The sequence below is a fragment of the Aureimonas sp. CAS genome (genome assembly GCF_059838215.1).
This window is the reverse complement of sequence record NZ_CM187563.1, coordinates 3,054,532-3,069,127: the sequence shown is the minus strand read 5'-3', so window position 1 is coordinate 3,069,127 and position 14,596 is coordinate 3,054,532. Positions and strand designations below refer to the sequence as shown.

The window sequence follows — 14,596 nt, the reverse complement described above, 5'->3', positions numbered from 1 at the left end:
GCCGCGCCGCTCTTCGTGGAAGGCCTTCTCCCGCCATGCTGTCCCGGCTCGTCCCGTTCTTTCCGGTCGTCTTCGTTCTCCTGTGGTCCACGGGTTTCATCGGCGCGCGCTATTCGATGCCGCATGCCGAGCCCTTCACCTTCCTGTCGCTGCGCTACGCGCTGGCGCTCGTGATTCTCCTGCCGATCCTCCGCCTCTTCGGGGCGAGATGGCCGGGACGCCGGGCCGCCGTCCACGCGATGATCGCCGGCAGCCTCATCCACGGCGCCTATCTCGGCGGCGTCTTCCTCGCCGTGCGCCACGGCCTGCCGGCGGGCATCACCGCCCTCGTCGTCGGGCTCCAGCCGGTCGCGACGGCAGTCCTGGCGGCGCGCTTCCTGTCCGAGCGCGTGACGCCGCGCCACTGGCTCGGCCTCGGGCTCGGCCTTCTCGGCGTCTGCCTCGTCGTCGTGCCCAGGCTCGACGGCGATCCGGCCTTCTCCTGGGCCACGCTCACACCCGCCTTCCTCGCCATGGCCGCCATCTCGGTCGGCACCGTCTGGCAGAAGCGCTTCGTTGGGGGCGTCGATCTGAAGACGGGCACGTTCCTGCAATATGTCGGGGCGCTCGTGCCGAGCTTGGCCGTCGCGTTCCTGTTCGAGGAGATGCGCATCGAATGGACGGGCGAACTCGTCTTCGCCCTCGTCTGGCTGACGCTGGTCCTGTCGATCGGCGCGATCTTCCTTCTCCTCTTCATGATCCGGGAGGGGGCGGTCTCGAAGGTCGCCTCGCTGATGTATCTGACGCCGGGCGTCACCGCCGTGTTGGCCTATCTCCTCTTCGGCGAGACGCTGACGGCGCTGCAGCTTCTCGGCCTCGCCATCGCCGGGATCGGCGTTGCCGCGGCCATGCGGACGCCCTCGAGGGGAAGGGCGGGGGCCGGGACCTGACGCCGCAGCCCTCTCGCGGATGCGGCCCGAAACGCCTATATCGACGAGGTCGACGGCCCGTTCCGGCCGCCCTTTCCCGTGATGCCGACGATGTCCACGCTCTTCACCATCCTCGCCTTCGTCCTGATGATCGCGACGGCGGGAGCGCTTCTCGCCGGCCTTCGCAACATGATGGTCGGCGGGCCCGGCAACACGTCCCAGAAGCTGATGCGCCTACGCGTGATGCTGCAGGCGATGGCTGTTCTCGTCATCGTCGTCGTGGTCTATCTCGCCCGCTGACGAGGGAGGCGAGAGGGCGACGATGGTCCGGCTGAACAAGATCTACACGCGCACCGGCGACGACGGCACGACGGGACTGGCGAGCGGACCGCGCCGCTCCAAGAGCGACCGGAGGGTCGAGGCGATCGGCACGGTGGACGAGCTGAACGCGCTGCTCGGGCTCGTGCGGCTCGACGCTTCGGCGGCTCTCGACGCAACCCTTTCGCGCATCCAGAACGACCTCTTCGACCTCGGCGCGGACCTCGCGACGCCCGAGACCGACGAGCCTCTCCCCTACGAGAAGCTGGCGATCGTGCCGTCCCAGGTCGAGTGGCTGGAAGAGGAGATCGACCGGCTGAACGCCGATCTCGCGCCGCTGAAATCCTTCATCCTTCCGGCCGGAAGTCCGACGGCGGCGCGGCTGCACCACGCGCGCACCGTGGCCCGGCGCGCCGAGCGGGTCATGGTGGGTCTGGCGGAGGTCGAAACCGTGTCGGACCCGGCCATGCGCTACGTCAATCGCCTGTCCGACCTGCTCTTCGTCGCCGCCCGTCACGAGAACGGCAGGGGCGAGGCCGAAATTCTCTGGGTGCCGGGCCAGAACCGCTGACGGCGGCGGCGGGAGCGCCGGCCCGCAAGGCGGGCGCGGTTCCGGGACGGCCCGTTGCGCCGTTTCCGGGCACGCCCCGCGTGGGGCCCCGCAAGCGACCGCTCACGCGATCGCAGCCGGCGGGCGATTGCGTCCCACGATGGGCGCCCGCTCAAATTGATGTCGCACCCGCCCTTGCAACGTCCCCCCGAAGGCGCAAAACACGCTGACAGTAAGAGCGGGTTTGACGCTTACGTAAGCGTCGTCTAGACCTTTCGCGCGAAAGTCCCGGTCGGGACGAGTGCGTCTGCCGGCGCGGATCCTGTATCCGGATCGGCTTCGGGTCGCGGCCAAGGGCCGGGCGGCATGAGCGGGCGGCAGACGAATGGGCCGGCAGGGCCGGCGTCGAGCAATGGGCGGAGAGGCATGAAGATTCTCGTCGGAGTGAAGCGGGTCGTCGACTACAACGTGAAGATCCGGGTGAAGCCGGACGGCACGGGCGTCGACCTCGCCAACGTGAAGATGTCGATGAACCCCTTCGACGAGATCGCCGTCGAGGAGGCCCTTCGCCTGAAGGAGAAGGGTGCCGCCACCGAGATCGTCGTCGTCTCCGTCGGGCCGCAGCAGAGCCAGGAGACCATCCGCACCGCGCTCGCCATGGGCGCCGACCGCGGCATCCTCGTCACGGCCGACGGCGTCGTGGAGCCGCTCGCGGTCGCCAAGATCCTCAAGGGCGTCGTCGAGGCCGAGAGCCCCGACCTCGTCATCCTCGGCAAGCAGGCGATCGACGACGACGCCAATCAGACCGGCCAGATGCTGGCCGCGCTGCTCGGCTGGGCGCAGGGCACCTTCGCCTCCAAGGTCGAGCTGTCCGACGGGCGCGCCAAGGTGACGCGCGAGGTCGACGGCGGCCTGCAGACGGTCGACCTCAAGCTGCCGGCGATCGTGACCACCGACCTTCGCCTGAACGAGCCGCGCTACGCGTCACTGCCGAACATCATGAAGGCCAAGAAGAAGCCGCTGGAGGAGAAGTCCGCCGCCGATTACGGCGTCGACACCACGCCGCGCCTGCAGGTCGTCAAGACGGCCGAGCCGGCCAAGCGCGAGGCGGGCATCAAGGTGGCGAGCGTCGACGATCTGATCGGCAAGCTCAAGAACGAGGCGGGCGTCCTTTAAGGGCGAGACAGGGAGAGACCCCATGACCATTCTTCTTCTGGCCGAACACGACAATTCCGCTCTCTCCGAGCAGACCGCCAAGGCGCTGTCCGCCGCGTCCAAGATGGGCGGCGACGTCCATGTGCTGGTGGCGGGCGAGAACGCGCGCGCCGTCGCCGACGAGGCGGCCAAGCTCGACGGCGTCGCCAAGGTGCTGCTGGCCGAGGGCGCGCCCTACGCGCACCATCTCGCCGAGCCGCTCGCCGATCTGATCGTCAAGCTCGCCGGCTCCTACGAGGCGGTGGTCGCCGCCGCGACGACGACCGGCAAGAACGTGCTGCCGCGCGTCGCGGCCCTTCTCGACGTCATGCAGATCTCTGACGTCGTGGCCGTCGAGGGCGCCGACACGTTCCAGCGTCCGATCTATGCCGGCAACGCCATCCAGACGGTGAAGTCCTCCGACAAGGTGAAGGTCGTGACGGTGCGCACCGCCTCCTTCCAGGCGGCCGGCAGCGGCGGCTCGGCCAGCGTCGAGACGGTCGAGGCCGCGGGCGATCCGGGCGTCTCCACCTTCGTCGGCGAGGAGGTCGCGGCCTCCGAGCGTCCCGAGCTCTCCTCGGCGCGCATCATCGTCTCCGGCGGCCGGGCGCTCGGCTCGAAGGAGAAGTTCGAGGAGGTCATGCTGCCCTTCGCCGACAAGCTCGGCGCGGCGGTCGGCGCGTCGCGCGCCGCGGTCGACGCGGGCTACGCCCCGAACGACTGGCAGGTGGGCCAGACCGGCAAGGTCGTGGCGCCCGACCTCTACATCGCGGTCGGCATTTCCGGCGCGATCCAGCATCTGGCCGGCATGAAGGACAGCCGCGTCATCGTCGCCATCAACAAGGACGAGGACGCGCCGATCTTCCAGATCGCCGACTACAGCCTCGTCGGAGACCTCTTCCAGATCCTTCCCGAGATCCAGTCGAAGCTCTAGAACGATGCCTGCGGGCCCGGCCGAAGGGTCGCGCCCGCAGGCGTTCTGACATGAATTCGAGGATGAGGGACATGGCGGACATCAGGCGGATCGGCGTCGTCGGCGCCGGTCAGATGGGCAGCGGCATCGCGCATGTCTCGGCGCTCGCGGGCTACGACGTCGTCCTCTTCGACGTCAGCCACGAACGCGCGCTCAAGGGCATCGAGGGGATCGACGCCAATCTCACCCGTCAGGTCTCGGGCGGAAAGGTGAGCGAGGCGGACCGATCCGGCGCGCTCGCCCGCCTGAAGGCGGCCGACGGCGTCGGCGATCTGGCCGACAGCGACCTCGTGATCGAGGCGGCCAACGAGGACGAGACGGTCAAGCGCCGCATCTTCGCTCAGGTCTGCCCGATCCTTCGCGAGGACGCGCTTCTGGCCACCAACACCTCCTCCATCTCGATCACGCGCCTGGCCGCGGCGACGGACCGGCCCGAGCGCTTCCTCGGCATCCACTTCATGAACCCCGTTCCGGTCATGAAGCTGATCGAGCTGGTGCGCGGCATCGCCACGTCGGACGAGACCTTCGAGACGGCCGCCGCCTATGTGGCGCGGCTCGGCAAGACCATGTCGGTCTCGGAGGACTTTCCGGGCTTCATCGTCAATCGCGTGCTGATGCCGATGATCAACGAGGCGATCTACACGCTCTACGAGGGCGTCGGCTCGGTCGAATCGATCGACAGCTCCATGAAGCTCGGCGCCAACCATCCGATGGGCCCGTTCCAGCTCGCCGACTTCATCGGGCTCGACACCTGCCTCTCGATCATGCGGGTGCTGCATGACGGACTGGCCGATTCCAAGTACCGCCCGTGCCCCCTCCTCGTGAAATATGTCGAGGCCGGCTGGCTCGGTCGAAAGACCGGCCGCGGCTTCTACGATTATCGCGGCGAGAAGCCGGTTCCCACGCGTTGAGCGAGTCCCTCGCCATTCGTCGCGCGAAGATCGACGATCTGCCGGCGATCCTCGCCATGCTGGCCGATGACGACGTGACCCGTGCGCGCGGCGAGGCGGACGCCGAGGTGAACGAGGCCCATCGCGCGGCCTTCGCCGCCATCGAGGCCGATCCGAACCAGTTTCTGGCGCTGGCCGTGGAAGGCGACGGGATCGTCGGCTGCTTCCAGCTCACCTTCATTCCCGGCCTGTCGCGCGGCGCCGTCTGGCGCGGCCAAGTCGAAAGCGTGCGGGTGGCGTCCCACGCCCGCTCGCGCGGGATCGGCGCCTTCATGATGGACTGGGCCGTCGCCGAGTGCCGCCGGCGAGGCTGCGCCGTCGTCCAGCTCACGACGGACAAGCGGCGCTCGGATGCGCATCGCTTCTACGCCCGCCTCGGCTTCGAGGCCTCGCACGAAGGCATGAAGCTCAAGCTGTAGCGTCGTAAGGCTTGTTGCATACTCGCAACACACTCCGCGCGATCGCCCCTCGGCGCCCGTTCAACCGCCACTTTCACCACGTTCGCGCGTTAGGCGCCGACCATGGTCTACGCTCGCATCCTCGCGATCCTTCTCGTCACGCTCGGTTTCCAGATTCATGGATTCGTCGGCGCGGTGACGTCCGCGAACGCCAGCCAGTGCGTTTCGATCTCGGCGTCCGACAAGGACGGCGAGCCGGGACAGATGGTGCCGGACAAGCCGTCCCCCTCCTGCAAGGTGATCGGCGCCTCCGGCGCGGGCCAGCCGCGTGCGGACCTTCGGTCCATGCAGTCCTTGCGCCCGCCCGCCGAGGAGGCGGCCGTGGCGTCCATCTGGCCGCGAGGCCCGGAGAAACCGCCCAAGATCGGCTGATCCCAGCCATCTTCGCCCACAGTTTCTCTCAGGTCCGACCCGCTTCGAGCGCGAGATGCGCGAAGCGGCGGTCGGATCCAGACGGATCGTTTTCCATGTCCCATTCGACCTCCGGTCGCCTCGGCAGCCATGCCGGGCCGAACCGATCCTCCTTCATGACCCGGCGCGGGCTTCTCGCAGGCTTCGGCGCGCTGGCGCTCTCCGGCTGCGTATCGACGCCGCAGGCGCCTGCCCCGGTCGTGGCTCCGCCGACGCCCCCGGCCCCGCCCGCCCCGCCCCGCGTCACGCCTTTGATGTATCAGGCGATCACCGACGAGCCGTTCCCGATCCCGGCCGTCGACGTCTCGCGGCTCGAGGAGCGCTGGTGGCGGGAGGAGGACGTCCACTATCCGACGAACGAGCCGCGAGGCACCGTCGTCGTCGATACGGGCGCCAAGTACCTCTACCACGTGCGGGGCGAGAACCGGGCCGACCGCTACGGCATCGGCGTCGGCCGGCAGGGATTCGCCTGGGAAGGCCGCGCCACCATCGCCTACAAGCGCAAATGGCCGCGCTGGACGCCGCCGGACTCCATGGTGGCGCGCCAGCCCGAGCTGGAGCCCTATTCGATCGCCAACGGCGGGATGGACCCCGGTCCGACCAATCCGATGGGCGCGCGCGGCCTCTATATCCACCAGAACGGGGTGGACACGATCTACCGCATCCACGGAACGCACCAGCCCTGGTCGATCGGGCGGGCCGTGTCGTCGGGCTGCATCCGGCTCCTGAACCACGACGTCATCCACCTCTACGACCGGGTGCGCGACGGCAGCCAGCTCGTGGTCATCCACGACGGTTCGGACCGCATTCTGGAGGCCTGATCTCCAGGACGTTCGACTTGTCGTCAAACTGTCGTTCCGGCGTCGGCGACCGTTAAGGTTTCGCCGGCTATCAAGCCGCCGAGTCGTCGATGGCGGAACGATATAAGTGACGATCTGGAGAGGCCTGCCCGAAGCCGTCTTCCCGGCCCTCGTGCTTGCGGCGGTCGGCGTCTGGCTGACCGAGGCGCTGCTCGGCGGGCTCGGCCTCATGGCCGTCGCCGTGGCCTCGATCTGTGCCGCGCTCGTTCTTTTCGGCCGGTTGCGGGCGCAGTCCGGCCGGGAGGAGGAGCGCCGCCGCGCGGCCGAGCTTTCGGCCGATCTGCGCCGCGACCAGACGACGGGACTTCTCGCCCGGCGCTTCTTCATGGAGGAGCTCGGCGCGAGGATCCGCCGGGTCCGCGTCGACGGCCCGACGATCGGGCGTGGGCTGAGCCTCCTCCTGATCGACCTCGACAACTTCAAGGCCCTGAACGACGGCTTCGGGCACAAGGCCGGCGACGAGGCCCTCGCCGCGCTCAGCGAGCGGCTGCGCCAGATCTTTCCCCGTTCCTGCCTCGGGCGGATCGGCGGAGACGAGTTTGCCGTCAGCGTTGATGTCGAGGAGCCGGACGAGGTGCTCGCGCTCGCCGAAGCGCTGCTGGCGAGCCTCGTCGAGCCGGTGATCCTGAACGGGCAGCAGGTCCGCCTCGGCTGCTCGGTCGGCATCGCCGTCGCGCCGCGCCACGCCTCCTTCGCCGCCGATCTCCTGGCGTTGGCCGATCTGGCACTCTACGAGAGCAAGCGGGCCGGGCGCGGCCGGGCGACGCTTTTCGACGAGGAACTCCTGAAGGAGGAGAGGCACCTCCGCTTCATCGAGCGGGAACTGCGGGCGGCCGTCCTGCTCGACCATCTCGACATGGCCTATCAGCCGATCATCGATTCGAGCGGCCGGTGCGTCGGGGCGGAGGCGCTTCTGCGCTGGAGCCATCCGAGCCTCGGCTCCGTCTCGCCGGCGGACTTCATCGCGGTGGCGGAACGCTCCACGCTCATCGACCGGGTGGGCGAGTGGGTGCTCAGAAGGGTCTGCCGCGACCTTCCGCGGATGCCCGTCGAATACGTCGCCTTCAACGTCTCGGGCGCGCAGCTTCAGCGCCCCGGCTTTCTGGAGATGGTGCGTTCCATCCTGGAGGAGACGGGCACGGACCCGCGGCGCCTGATCGCGGAGATCACGGAGAACGTCGCGCTTTCCGGCACCCGGCCGGTGATCGGCACGCTGGAGGCGATGCGGGGGATGGGCATTCGCATCGCGCTCGACGATTTCGGCACGGGCCATTGCAGCTTCAAGACGCTCCAGGCCCTGCCGGTGGATGTGATCAAGCTCGACCGCAGCTACGTGTCGTCGATGCTGGAGGACCGCGTCTCGCGGATTTTCGCCGTGGCGGTGTGCGAGACGGCGCGCACGCTCGGCCTTCCCGTCGTCGCCGAGGGCGTCGAGACGAAGGAGGAGGCCGCGGCCGCCCGTTCGGTCGGCTGCTCGCTCTTCCAGGGGTATCGCTACAGCCGGCCCGTGCCGCTGCGCGACTTCGTCGCCCGGCCGCCGTGCGCAATCGAGCCCCGATCGCTCGCCTCCTGAGCCGTCAGGCCCCGGTCGCGGCCTCGATCATCCGCAAGGCGTCGGGGCTGGCCCATTCGGCCGGCCCGTTCATGACGCCGCGCGCGCAGCCTGCATCGTCCACGAGGATCGTCACGGGCAGGCCGAAGGCGACGCCCTCGCGCTTGAGATCGTTGAAGAGCGTCATCGAGCCCTCGTGGTAGAAGGGCAGGTCGGTGAGGCCGATCTCCTCGTAGAAGGCCTTGGGCTTCTCGTCCTCGCCCATGTCGACCGAGATCGGAACCACCGCGAAATCCTCGCCGCCGGCCACCCGCTCCAGTTCGTCGAGGGCCGGCATCTCGGCACGGCACGGCGCGCACCATGTCGCCCAGAGATTCACCAGAACCGTCCGGCCGGCATAGTCGCCGAGCGTCGCCGGCGCTCCCTCGGCGTTCCGGAAGGCGAGCGAGGAGAGGTCGAAGGGCCGGTCGAGGACGCTCATCGCCGCCACCTCGCCGCGCGCGGTCGCATCGAGCGCCTGCGCGAAGGCCGCGTCGGCCGGGCAGGCGCTTCCGGCCGCCGCTTCGTTGCCAGAGCGCGTTTCCATCACGTATACGCCGAGCGCACCGGCCGCCACGCCGAGGAACAGCGCAAGGCCCGCCATGCGGGAGGTGCGGAGGCGGGGAGCTTTGCGATCCGGGTCCGGCTTCAAGGCAGACGACCTTTCCGAGGGAATTTCGATGAACGAGACGACGGGCAACGAGATGTGGGGCGGGCGCTTCGCGAGCGGTCCCGACGCGATCATGGAGGCCATCAACGCCTCCATCGACTTCGACAAGCGCCTCTATCGCGAAGACATCGAAGGCTCGCTCGCCCACGCGGCGATGCTCGCCGAGACGGGCATACTCTCTGCGGAGGACGCGGCCAAGATAAGGCAGGGCCTCCGGACGATTCTCGACGACATCGAGGCCGGTCGGTTCGACTTCCGGCGCGACCGCGAGGACATCCACATGAACGTGGAGGCGCGCCTCGCCGAGCTGATCGGCCCGGCCGCCGGGCGCCTGCACACGGCGCGCTCGCGCAACGACCAGGTGGCGCTCGACTTCCGTCTTCACGTGCGCGGCGCCTTCCGCGACCTCGACCGGGCGCTGAAGGCCTTCCAGCAGGCGCTGGTGGACCGGGCCGAGGAGCATGCGGCGACCGTGATGCCGGGCTTCACCCACCTCCAGGCGGCTCAGCCGGTCACCTTCGGGCATCATTGCCTCGCCTATGTGGAGATGGCCGCGCGCGACCGCTCGCGCGTCGCCGACGCCCTGAAGCGTCTCGACGAATGCCCGCTCGGCGCGGCGGCGCTGGCCGGCACGCCCTTCCCGATCGACCGGCATCGCGTGGCTGAGTCGCTCGGCTTCTCGGGGCCGACGCGCAACTCGCTCGACACGGTGTCCGACCGCGACTTCGCGCTCGACTTCCTCGCCACCGCCTCGATCGTGGCGACGCATATGTCGCGTCTGGCCGAGGAGATCGTGATCTGGTCGACGCCGCAGTTCGACTTCGTGCGCCTGTCCGATTCCTTCTCCACCGGCTCCTCGATCATGCCGCAGAAGAAGAATCCGGACGCGGCCGAGCTCGTGCGGGCCAAGACCGGCCGGGTGAACGGCGCGCTCGTCGCGCTGCTGACCGTGATGAAGGGGCTGCCGCTCAGCTATTCGAAGGACATGCAGGAGGACAAGGAGCAGGTCTTCGACGCGATCGACAGCCTCGCCCTCGCTCTCGCCGCCATGACCGGAATGGTCCGCGACCTCTCGGTCAACGAAGAGAAGATGCGCGCGGCCGCCGGCGCGGGCTTCTCCACCGCGACCGATCTCGCGGACTTCCTCGTGCGCGAGGCGGGCCTGCCCTTCCGCGAGGCGCATCACGTGACGGGCCGCGTCGTGGCGCTCGCCGAATCGCGCAAGGTCGCGCTGGAGGCGCTGCCGCTGGAGGATCTGCGGGCGGTGGACGAGCGGATCACCGAGAAGGTCTTCTCCGTGCTGTCGGTCGACGCCTCCGTCGCGAGCCGCCGCAGCTTCGGCGGAACGGCGCCGGACAATGTGCGCCGCGAGGTCGCCGCCTGGCGCGACCGTCTGGCCGCCGAGGGATGATTTCGCGGGCAAAGCGCGGTACATCCCGTACCGACGCTTCGAGCCACGGGACTTGCGATCGATGACTGTAGTGCGCACGACGGTTCTGGTTCTCGCCGTGGCCGCGATGACCCTCTCGGCCTGCGGCCGGCGCAGCAATCCCGTTCCGCCGGTGGCGGAAGGGCAGCCAGCCCGCCCCGCGGCCATCGCGCCCGGCTCGCCGGGCCTGGCGAGCGCGCCGCGCATCGTTCCGACCTCGAACACCAGCGCGGCCCCGACCGAGGTGCGGCGCAATCCCAACGCGCCCGCGCGCCCCTTCGTCCTCGACGGCCTCCTGAACTGATCGCCCGCACACGACCATGAACCATTTCGAGTACCGGGACGGCGTCCTCCACGCCGAGGGCGTCGATCTGCGCGAGATCGCCGCGGAGGTCGGAACGCCCTTCTACTGCTATTCCACGGCGACCCTGACGCGGCACTACCGCGTCTTCGCCGAGGCCTTCGCCGACATCGACGCGCTGGTCTGCTACGCGATGAAGGCGAACTCGAACCAGGCGGTGCTGAAGACGCTGGCCGGCCTCGGCGCGGGCGCCGACGTCGTCTCGGGGGGCGAGCTCGCCCGCGCGCTCGCTGCGGGCATCCCGGCGCAGAAGATCATGTTTTCCGGCGTCGGCAAGACGGCGGCCGAGATCGACGCCGGGCTCGACGCCGGCATCTTCTGCTTCAACGTCGAGTCCGAGCCGGAGCTCCACGCCATCTCGGCTCGCGCCAGCGCGTCGGGGCGCACCGCGCATGTCTCGTTCCGCATCAACCCGGATGTCGACGCGCGCACCCACGCCAAGATCTCGACCGGCAAGAAGGCCGACAAGTTCGGCATCGCCTTCGAGAGGGCGGAGGAAATCTACGACCTCGCCGCCCGGCTTCCGGGCATCGCGGTCTCCGGCATCGACATGCATATCGGCTCGCAGATCGTCGAGCTCGAGCCCTTCGACCTCGCCTTCGCCAAGCTGGCCGAACTGGTCCGCCGCCTGCGGGCCAAGGGTCACGACATCAGTCATATCGACCTCGGCGGCGGCCTCGGCGTGCCCTACCGCAGCTCCAACGAACTGCCGCCCGGCCCGCCCGCCTATGCCGAGATCGTCAAGCGCCACGTGCGCGATCTCGGCGCCAAGGTCATCTTCGAGCCCGGCCGGCTGATCGCGGCCAATGCCGGAATCCTCGTCACGAGCGTGATCTACAGGAAGGAGGAGGCGGGCCGCACCTTCCTGATCGTCGATGCCGCGATGAACGATCTGATCCGCCCGACGCTCTACGATGCGTGGCACGAGGTCCGCCCCGTCGTGGAAGCCTCCGGCGATGCCGATTTCGTGACCGCCGACGTCGTCGGCCCGGTCTGCGAGAGCGGCGACTTCCTCGCCAAGGACCGTTCGCTGCCGCCAGCCGTCGCGGGCGACCTTCTGGCCGTGGACTCGGCCGGCGCCTACGGGGCCGTGCAGGCCGGCACCTACAACACGCGCGCGCTGGTGCCGGAGGTGCTGGTGAAGGACGACGCCTATGCCGTGGTGCGTCCGCGCGTTCGTGTCGAGGACCTGATCGCCCTCGACCGGCTTCCGCCCTGGCTCTGAACCTCGGAGGCGGGCGCCGCGCCTCGCCTTCGCCGTAAAAACCGCTAAGTTCCAAGGCCCTGACGAGCGGGAGACCGGGGCGAGATGGCATCGACGAGCACGCCCGGACCGCTGGGCCGAGCCCTGCGCCTGCGCGCGGCTTACACATCGGCCGCCCTCTCGCTGACGGCCGAGCGGATCTGGCCGCCGATCCTGCTCCTTCTCGGCCTCGGCGCGCTGTTCCTGATCCTCGCCTGGGCGGGCGTCTTCGCCGCTCTGCCCGGCTACGGCTGCATCGCCGTCCTGACCCTTCTCGCGCTTTGCGTTCCGGCGATCCTGTGGCGCTACCGCCGGCTGCGGCTTCCGACGCGGGCGGAGATCGTCGGCCGGATCGAGGCGGCGAGCCGGCTGTCCCACCAGCCGCTGGCCGTGCAGGCCGAACGGCCGCTGGGCGACGACCCGCTGGCGCTGGCGCTCTGGCGCTCGCATCAGCGTCGCATGGCCGAACGGCTGCGCGGCCTCAAGGGCGGGGCGCCCAACGCGCGCACGGAGGCGCTCGATCCCCACGGCCTGCGCGCCGTCCTCGTGCTCGGTCTCGTGACGTCCTTCGCCTATTCGCACGGGCCGGGCGGCGGACGGGTGGCCGACGCCTTCGCCCCCGTGGAGGGCACGATCCTGGCGGCGCCGCGCGTCGACGCGTGGATCACGCCGCCGGCCTATACGGGGCGCGCGCCCGTCCTTCTGAACAAGACGGCACAGGCCGAGGCGGTCCATCAGGTGCCGGAAGGCAGCATCCTGTCGGTGCGCCTGTCCGACGCGCGGGGCGCGGGCCTGTCCTTCTCGCCGCGCGGCGGGGGCGAGAAGCTGGGCATCCAGCCGACGGAGCGGGACGAGGCTTCGGGTGCGGCCGCCTACGAGGTGGAGCTCGGCACCAGCGGCGCGATCCTGCTCGAGACGCGGCTTCGCACGCTCGGGGAATGGGCCGTGGCGGTGGTGCCCGACCTGGCGCCCCTTATCGAGTTCGAGGGCGAGCCGCAGGAGGCGCGCAACGGCGCGCTCAACATCGCCTACCGCATCAGCGACGATTACGGCGCCGTTTCCGGCATCGCGGAGATCGCGGTGCCGGACGCCGCCCCGGACGCGCGGCCGCTGGTCGCCGCGCCCGAAATTCGCCTCTCCATGCCGCGCCGGGCGCGCGGACAGGCGAGCGCGCGCACCAGCGTCAATCTCGTCGACAGCCCCTATGCGGGCGCCGAAGTCACCATGACACTGACCGCGACGGACGATCGCGGCCAGACCGGGCGCTCGGAGCCGAAGACGCTGATCCTGCCCGAGCGGACCTTCAACAATCCGCTCGCCCGCGCCGTCGTCGAGCAGCGGCGCATCCTGGCGCTCGACGCCAACCAGGCGCGTCGCGTCGTGCGCATGCTCGACGCCGTGACGCTGCGCGGCGACGACTTCATCGAATCGACCGGCGATCTTCTGGCGCTGCGCGTCGCGCGCTCCTCTATCGCTTCGGCGCGCTCGGACGACGAGCTTCTCTGGGCGGTCGATTTCCTCTGGGAGATCGCGCTCGGCATCGAGGACGGAAATCTCTCCGTCGCCGAACGCCGGCTGCGCGACGCGCAGGAGGCCTTGTCGGAGGCTCTGGAGGAGGGCGCGTCCGAGGAGGAGGTGGCCCAGCTGATGCAGGAGCTGCGCGAGGCCATGCAGGACTATCTGCAGGCCATGGCGGAGGCGATGCAGAACAGCCCGCCGCAGAGCCAGATGCAGATGGGCGAGGTGCAGGAGATCCGGCCGCAGGATCTGGAGCGCATGCTCGACCGGATCGAGGATCTGGCGCGCGCGGGTTCGCCGGAGGCCGCCCGCCAGCTTCTCGCCGAGCTGCAGGAGATGATGGACAATCTGCCCTCCATGCAGGCTCAGCAGCAGGGCCAGCAGGGCGGCGAGCAGAGCCCCGCCCAGCAGCAGATGAACGCGCTCGGCGAGATGCTGCAGCGCCAGCAGGAGCTGATGGACCGCACCTTCGAACTCGGGCGCGAACAGGTTCGCCGCCAGATGCAGGAGGGCGGCATGCCCGGCGACCCGGGCGAGGCGCCGACCATGGGCGCGGAGGAGATCGAGGAGGCGATGCGCCGGCTGCAGGCGGAGCAGGGCGAGCTTCAGGAGCAGCTTCAGGCGCTGCAGGAGCAGATGGAGGCGCAGGGCATGGCGCCGGGCGAGGGGCTCTCGCAGGCCGACGAGGCGATGGGGCAGGCCGAGGGCGCGCTCGGGCAGGGCGACGACGGGCTGGCGGTCGGCCGGCAGGGCGAGGCCCTGGCGGCCCTGCGCCGCGGCGCCCAGGAGATGATGAGCCAGATGCAGGCGCAGGGGCAGGGCAACCAGCCGCAGGGCCAGCAGGGCATGGGCTACGGCCCCGGCCAGCAGAGCTCGGGCCGCGACCCGCTCGGCCGCGAGCGCCAGCGGCAGGGCCAGGATTTCGGCCGCGACGTGGACGTGCCCGACGAGATCGACGTCCAGCGCGCCCGGCAGATCCTCGACCAGATCCGCAGGCGTCTCGGCGACCGGCTCTCGCCGCAGATGGAGCGCGAGTATCTGGAGCGCCTTCTGCGCACCCCGTGACGGACCGCGCGTCCTGGAGCGCCGTGCGTCCAATCGGACGGACAAAGGTCGCTCCAACTCTTTGAACCTACGCATCGGGCTTTCCGAAAATCGATTC

15 protein-coding genes are annotated in these 14,596 nt (G+C 69.8%); 14 read left to right on the top strand and 1 reads right to left on the bottom strand.

Features of this window, described 5'->3' with window-relative positions; genetic code table 11:
• Positions 1 to 35: 35 nt before the first annotated feature.
• The 10 genes from AC6R2M_RS14755 (at position 36) to AC6R2M_RS14710 (ending at position 8,195) form a co-directional block, all read left to right on the top strand.
• Positions 36 to 929: a DMT family transporter gene (locus tag AC6R2M_RS14755; RefSeq protein WP_500483410.1), complete on the top strand. Its 894-nt coding sequence runs from the start codon at positions 36 to 38 to the stop codon at positions 927 to 929.
• A 90-nt stretch (positions 930 to 1,019) separates the two neighbouring features.
• Entirely contained in the window at positions 1,020 to 1,208 is a 189-nt protein-coding gene (locus AC6R2M_RS14750; protein WP_500483408.1) for a twin transmembrane helix small protein, read from the top strand.
• Positions 1,209 to 1,230: 22 nt separating this feature from the next.
• Entirely contained in the window at positions 1,231 to 1,797 is a 567-nt protein-coding gene (locus AC6R2M_RS14745) for a cob(I)yrinic acid a,c-diamide adenosyltransferase (protein ID WP_500483406.1), read from the top strand.
• A 405-nt stretch (positions 1,798 to 2,202) separates the two neighbouring features.
• The gene (locus tag AC6R2M_RS14740) at positions 2,203 to 2,952 is read left to right on the top strand and encodes an electron transfer flavoprotein subunit beta/FixA family protein (protein WP_500483404.1); all 750 of its coding nucleotides are present in this window, start codon (positions 2,203 to 2,205) and stop codon (positions 2,950 to 2,952) included.
• 22 nt (positions 2,953 to 2,974) lie between these two features.
• Entirely contained in the window at positions 2,975 to 3,904 is a 930-nt protein-coding gene (locus AC6R2M_RS14735; RefSeq protein ID WP_500483402.1) for an electron transfer flavoprotein subunit alpha/FixB family protein, read from the top strand.
• A 71-nt stretch (positions 3,905 to 3,975) separates the two neighbouring features.
• Positions 3,976 to 4,854: a 3-hydroxybutyryl-CoA dehydrogenase gene (locus tag AC6R2M_RS14730; RefSeq protein WP_500483400.1), complete on the top strand. Its 879-nt coding sequence runs from the start codon at positions 3,976 to 3,978 to the stop codon at positions 4,852 to 4,854.
• Between the two features lie 56 nt (positions 4,855 to 4,910).
• Positions 4,911 to 5,312 carry a GNAT family N-acetyltransferase gene (locus AC6R2M_RS14725; protein WP_500487614.1) on the top strand — a complete coding sequence of 134 codons (402 nt, stop codon included), beginning with the start codon at positions 4,911 to 4,913 and terminating at the stop codon, positions 5,310 to 5,312.
• A 102-nt stretch (positions 5,313 to 5,414) separates the two neighbouring features.
• Positions 5,415 to 5,723: a hypothetical protein gene (locus AC6R2M_RS14720; RefSeq protein ID WP_500483398.1), complete on the top strand. Its 309-nt coding sequence runs from the start codon at positions 5,415 to 5,417 to the stop codon at positions 5,721 to 5,723.
• Positions 5,724 to 5,878: 155 nt separating this feature from the next.
• Positions 5,879 to 6,583: a L,D-transpeptidase gene (locus tag AC6R2M_RS14715; protein ID WP_500487612.1), complete on the top strand. Its 705-nt coding sequence runs from the start codon at positions 5,879 to 5,881 to the stop codon at positions 6,581 to 6,583.
• A 106-nt stretch (positions 6,584 to 6,689) separates the two neighbouring features.
• Positions 6,690 to 8,195, top strand: a complete 1,506-nt coding sequence (locus tag AC6R2M_RS14710) for a putative bifunctional diguanylate cyclase/phosphodiesterase (RefSeq protein ID WP_500483396.1) — start codon at positions 6,690 to 6,692, stop codon at positions 8,193 to 8,195.
• Between the two features lie 4 nt (positions 8,196 to 8,199).
• Here the strand turns inward: AC6R2M_RS14710 and tlpA are convergent, their stop codons facing one another.
• Positions 8,200 to 8,865, bottom strand: coding sequence for a thiol:disulfide interchange protein TlpA (gene tlpA / locus AC6R2M_RS14705; RefSeq protein WP_500483394.1), 666 nt, complete (start codon positions 8,863 to 8,865; stop codon positions 8,200 to 8,202).
• Positions 8,866 to 8,893: 28 nt separating this feature from the next.
• Between tlpA and argH the strand changes: the two genes are divergently transcribed.
• The 4 genes from argH to AC6R2M_RS14685 all read left to right on the top strand — a co-directional run bounded on the left by argH (position 8,894) and on the right by AC6R2M_RS14685 (position 14,499).
• Complete coding sequence (argH, locus tag AC6R2M_RS14700; protein ID WP_500483392.1) at positions 8,894 to 10,294, top strand: argininosuccinate lyase; 1,401 nt, start codon at positions 8,894 to 8,896, stop codon at positions 10,292 to 10,294.
• A gap of 61 nt (positions 10,295 to 10,355) precedes the next feature.
• A complete protein-coding gene (locus tag AC6R2M_RS14695) occupies positions 10,356 to 10,616 on the top strand; it encodes a hypothetical protein (protein ID WP_500483390.1) in 261 nt (86 codons plus the stop codon).
• A 16-nt stretch (positions 10,617 to 10,632) separates the two neighbouring features.
• Positions 10,633 to 11,898 carry a diaminopimelate decarboxylase gene (gene lysA / locus AC6R2M_RS14690; RefSeq protein ID WP_500483388.1) on the top strand — a complete coding sequence of 422 codons (1,266 nt, stop codon included), beginning with the start codon at positions 10,633 to 10,635 and terminating at the stop codon, positions 11,896 to 11,898.
• Positions 11,899 to 11,982: 84 nt separating this feature from the next.
• Complete coding sequence (locus AC6R2M_RS14685; protein ID WP_500483386.1) at positions 11,983 to 14,499, top strand: TIGR02302 family protein; 2,517 nt, start codon at positions 11,983 to 11,985, stop codon at positions 14,497 to 14,499.
• The last annotated feature ends 97 nt before the right edge of the window (positions 14,500 to 14,596 follow it).

Bases quoted from the DNA above. Each gene is read 5' to 3' on its own strand.
- AC6R2M_RS14755 (WP_500483410.1), top strand. From the start codon at position 36: ATGCTGTCCCGGCTCGTCCCGTTCTTTCCGGTCGTCTTCGTTCTCCTG.
- AC6R2M_RS14695 (WP_500483390.1), top strand. From the start codon at position 10,356: ATGACTGTAGTGCGCACGACGGTTCTGGTTCTCGCCGTGGCCGCGATG.
- AC6R2M_RS14725 (WP_500487614.1), top strand. From the start codon at position 4,911: ATGCTGGCCGATGACGACGTGACCCGTGCGCGCGGCGAGGCGGACGCC.
- argH (WP_500483392.1), top strand. From the start codon at position 8,894: ATGAACGAGACGACGGGCAACGAGATGTGGGGCGGGCGCTTCGCGAGC.
- AC6R2M_RS14750 (WP_500483408.1), top strand. From the start codon at position 1,020: ATGTCCACGCTCTTCACCATCCTCGCCTTCGTCCTGATGATCGCGACG.
- AC6R2M_RS14740 (WP_500483404.1), top strand. From the start codon at position 2,203: ATGAAGATTCTCGTCGGAGTGAAGCGGGTCGTCGACTACAACGTGAAG.
- AC6R2M_RS14715 (WP_500487612.1), top strand. From the start codon at position 5,879: ATGACCCGGCGCGGGCTTCTCGCAGGCTTCGGCGCGCTGGCGCTCTCC.
- AC6R2M_RS14730 (WP_500483400.1), top strand. From the start codon at position 3,976: ATGGCGGACATCAGGCGGATCGGCGTCGTCGGCGCCGGTCAGATGGGC.
- AC6R2M_RS14720 (WP_500483398.1), top strand. From the start codon at position 5,415: ATGGTCTACGCTCGCATCCTCGCGATCCTTCTCGTCACGCTCGGTTTC.
- AC6R2M_RS14735 (WP_500483402.1), top strand. From the start codon at position 2,975: ATGACCATTCTTCTTCTGGCCGAACACGACAATTCCGCTCTCTCCGAG.
- AC6R2M_RS14745 (WP_500483406.1), top strand. From the start codon at position 1,231: ATGGTCCGGCTGAACAAGATCTACACGCGCACCGGCGACGACGGCACG.
- AC6R2M_RS14685 (WP_500483386.1), top strand. From the start codon at position 11,983: ATGGCATCGACGAGCACGCCCGGACCGCTGGGCCGAGCCCTGCGCCTG.
- lysA (WP_500483388.1), top strand. From the start codon at position 10,633: ATGAACCATTTCGAGTACCGGGACGGCGTCCTCCACGCCGAGGGCGTC.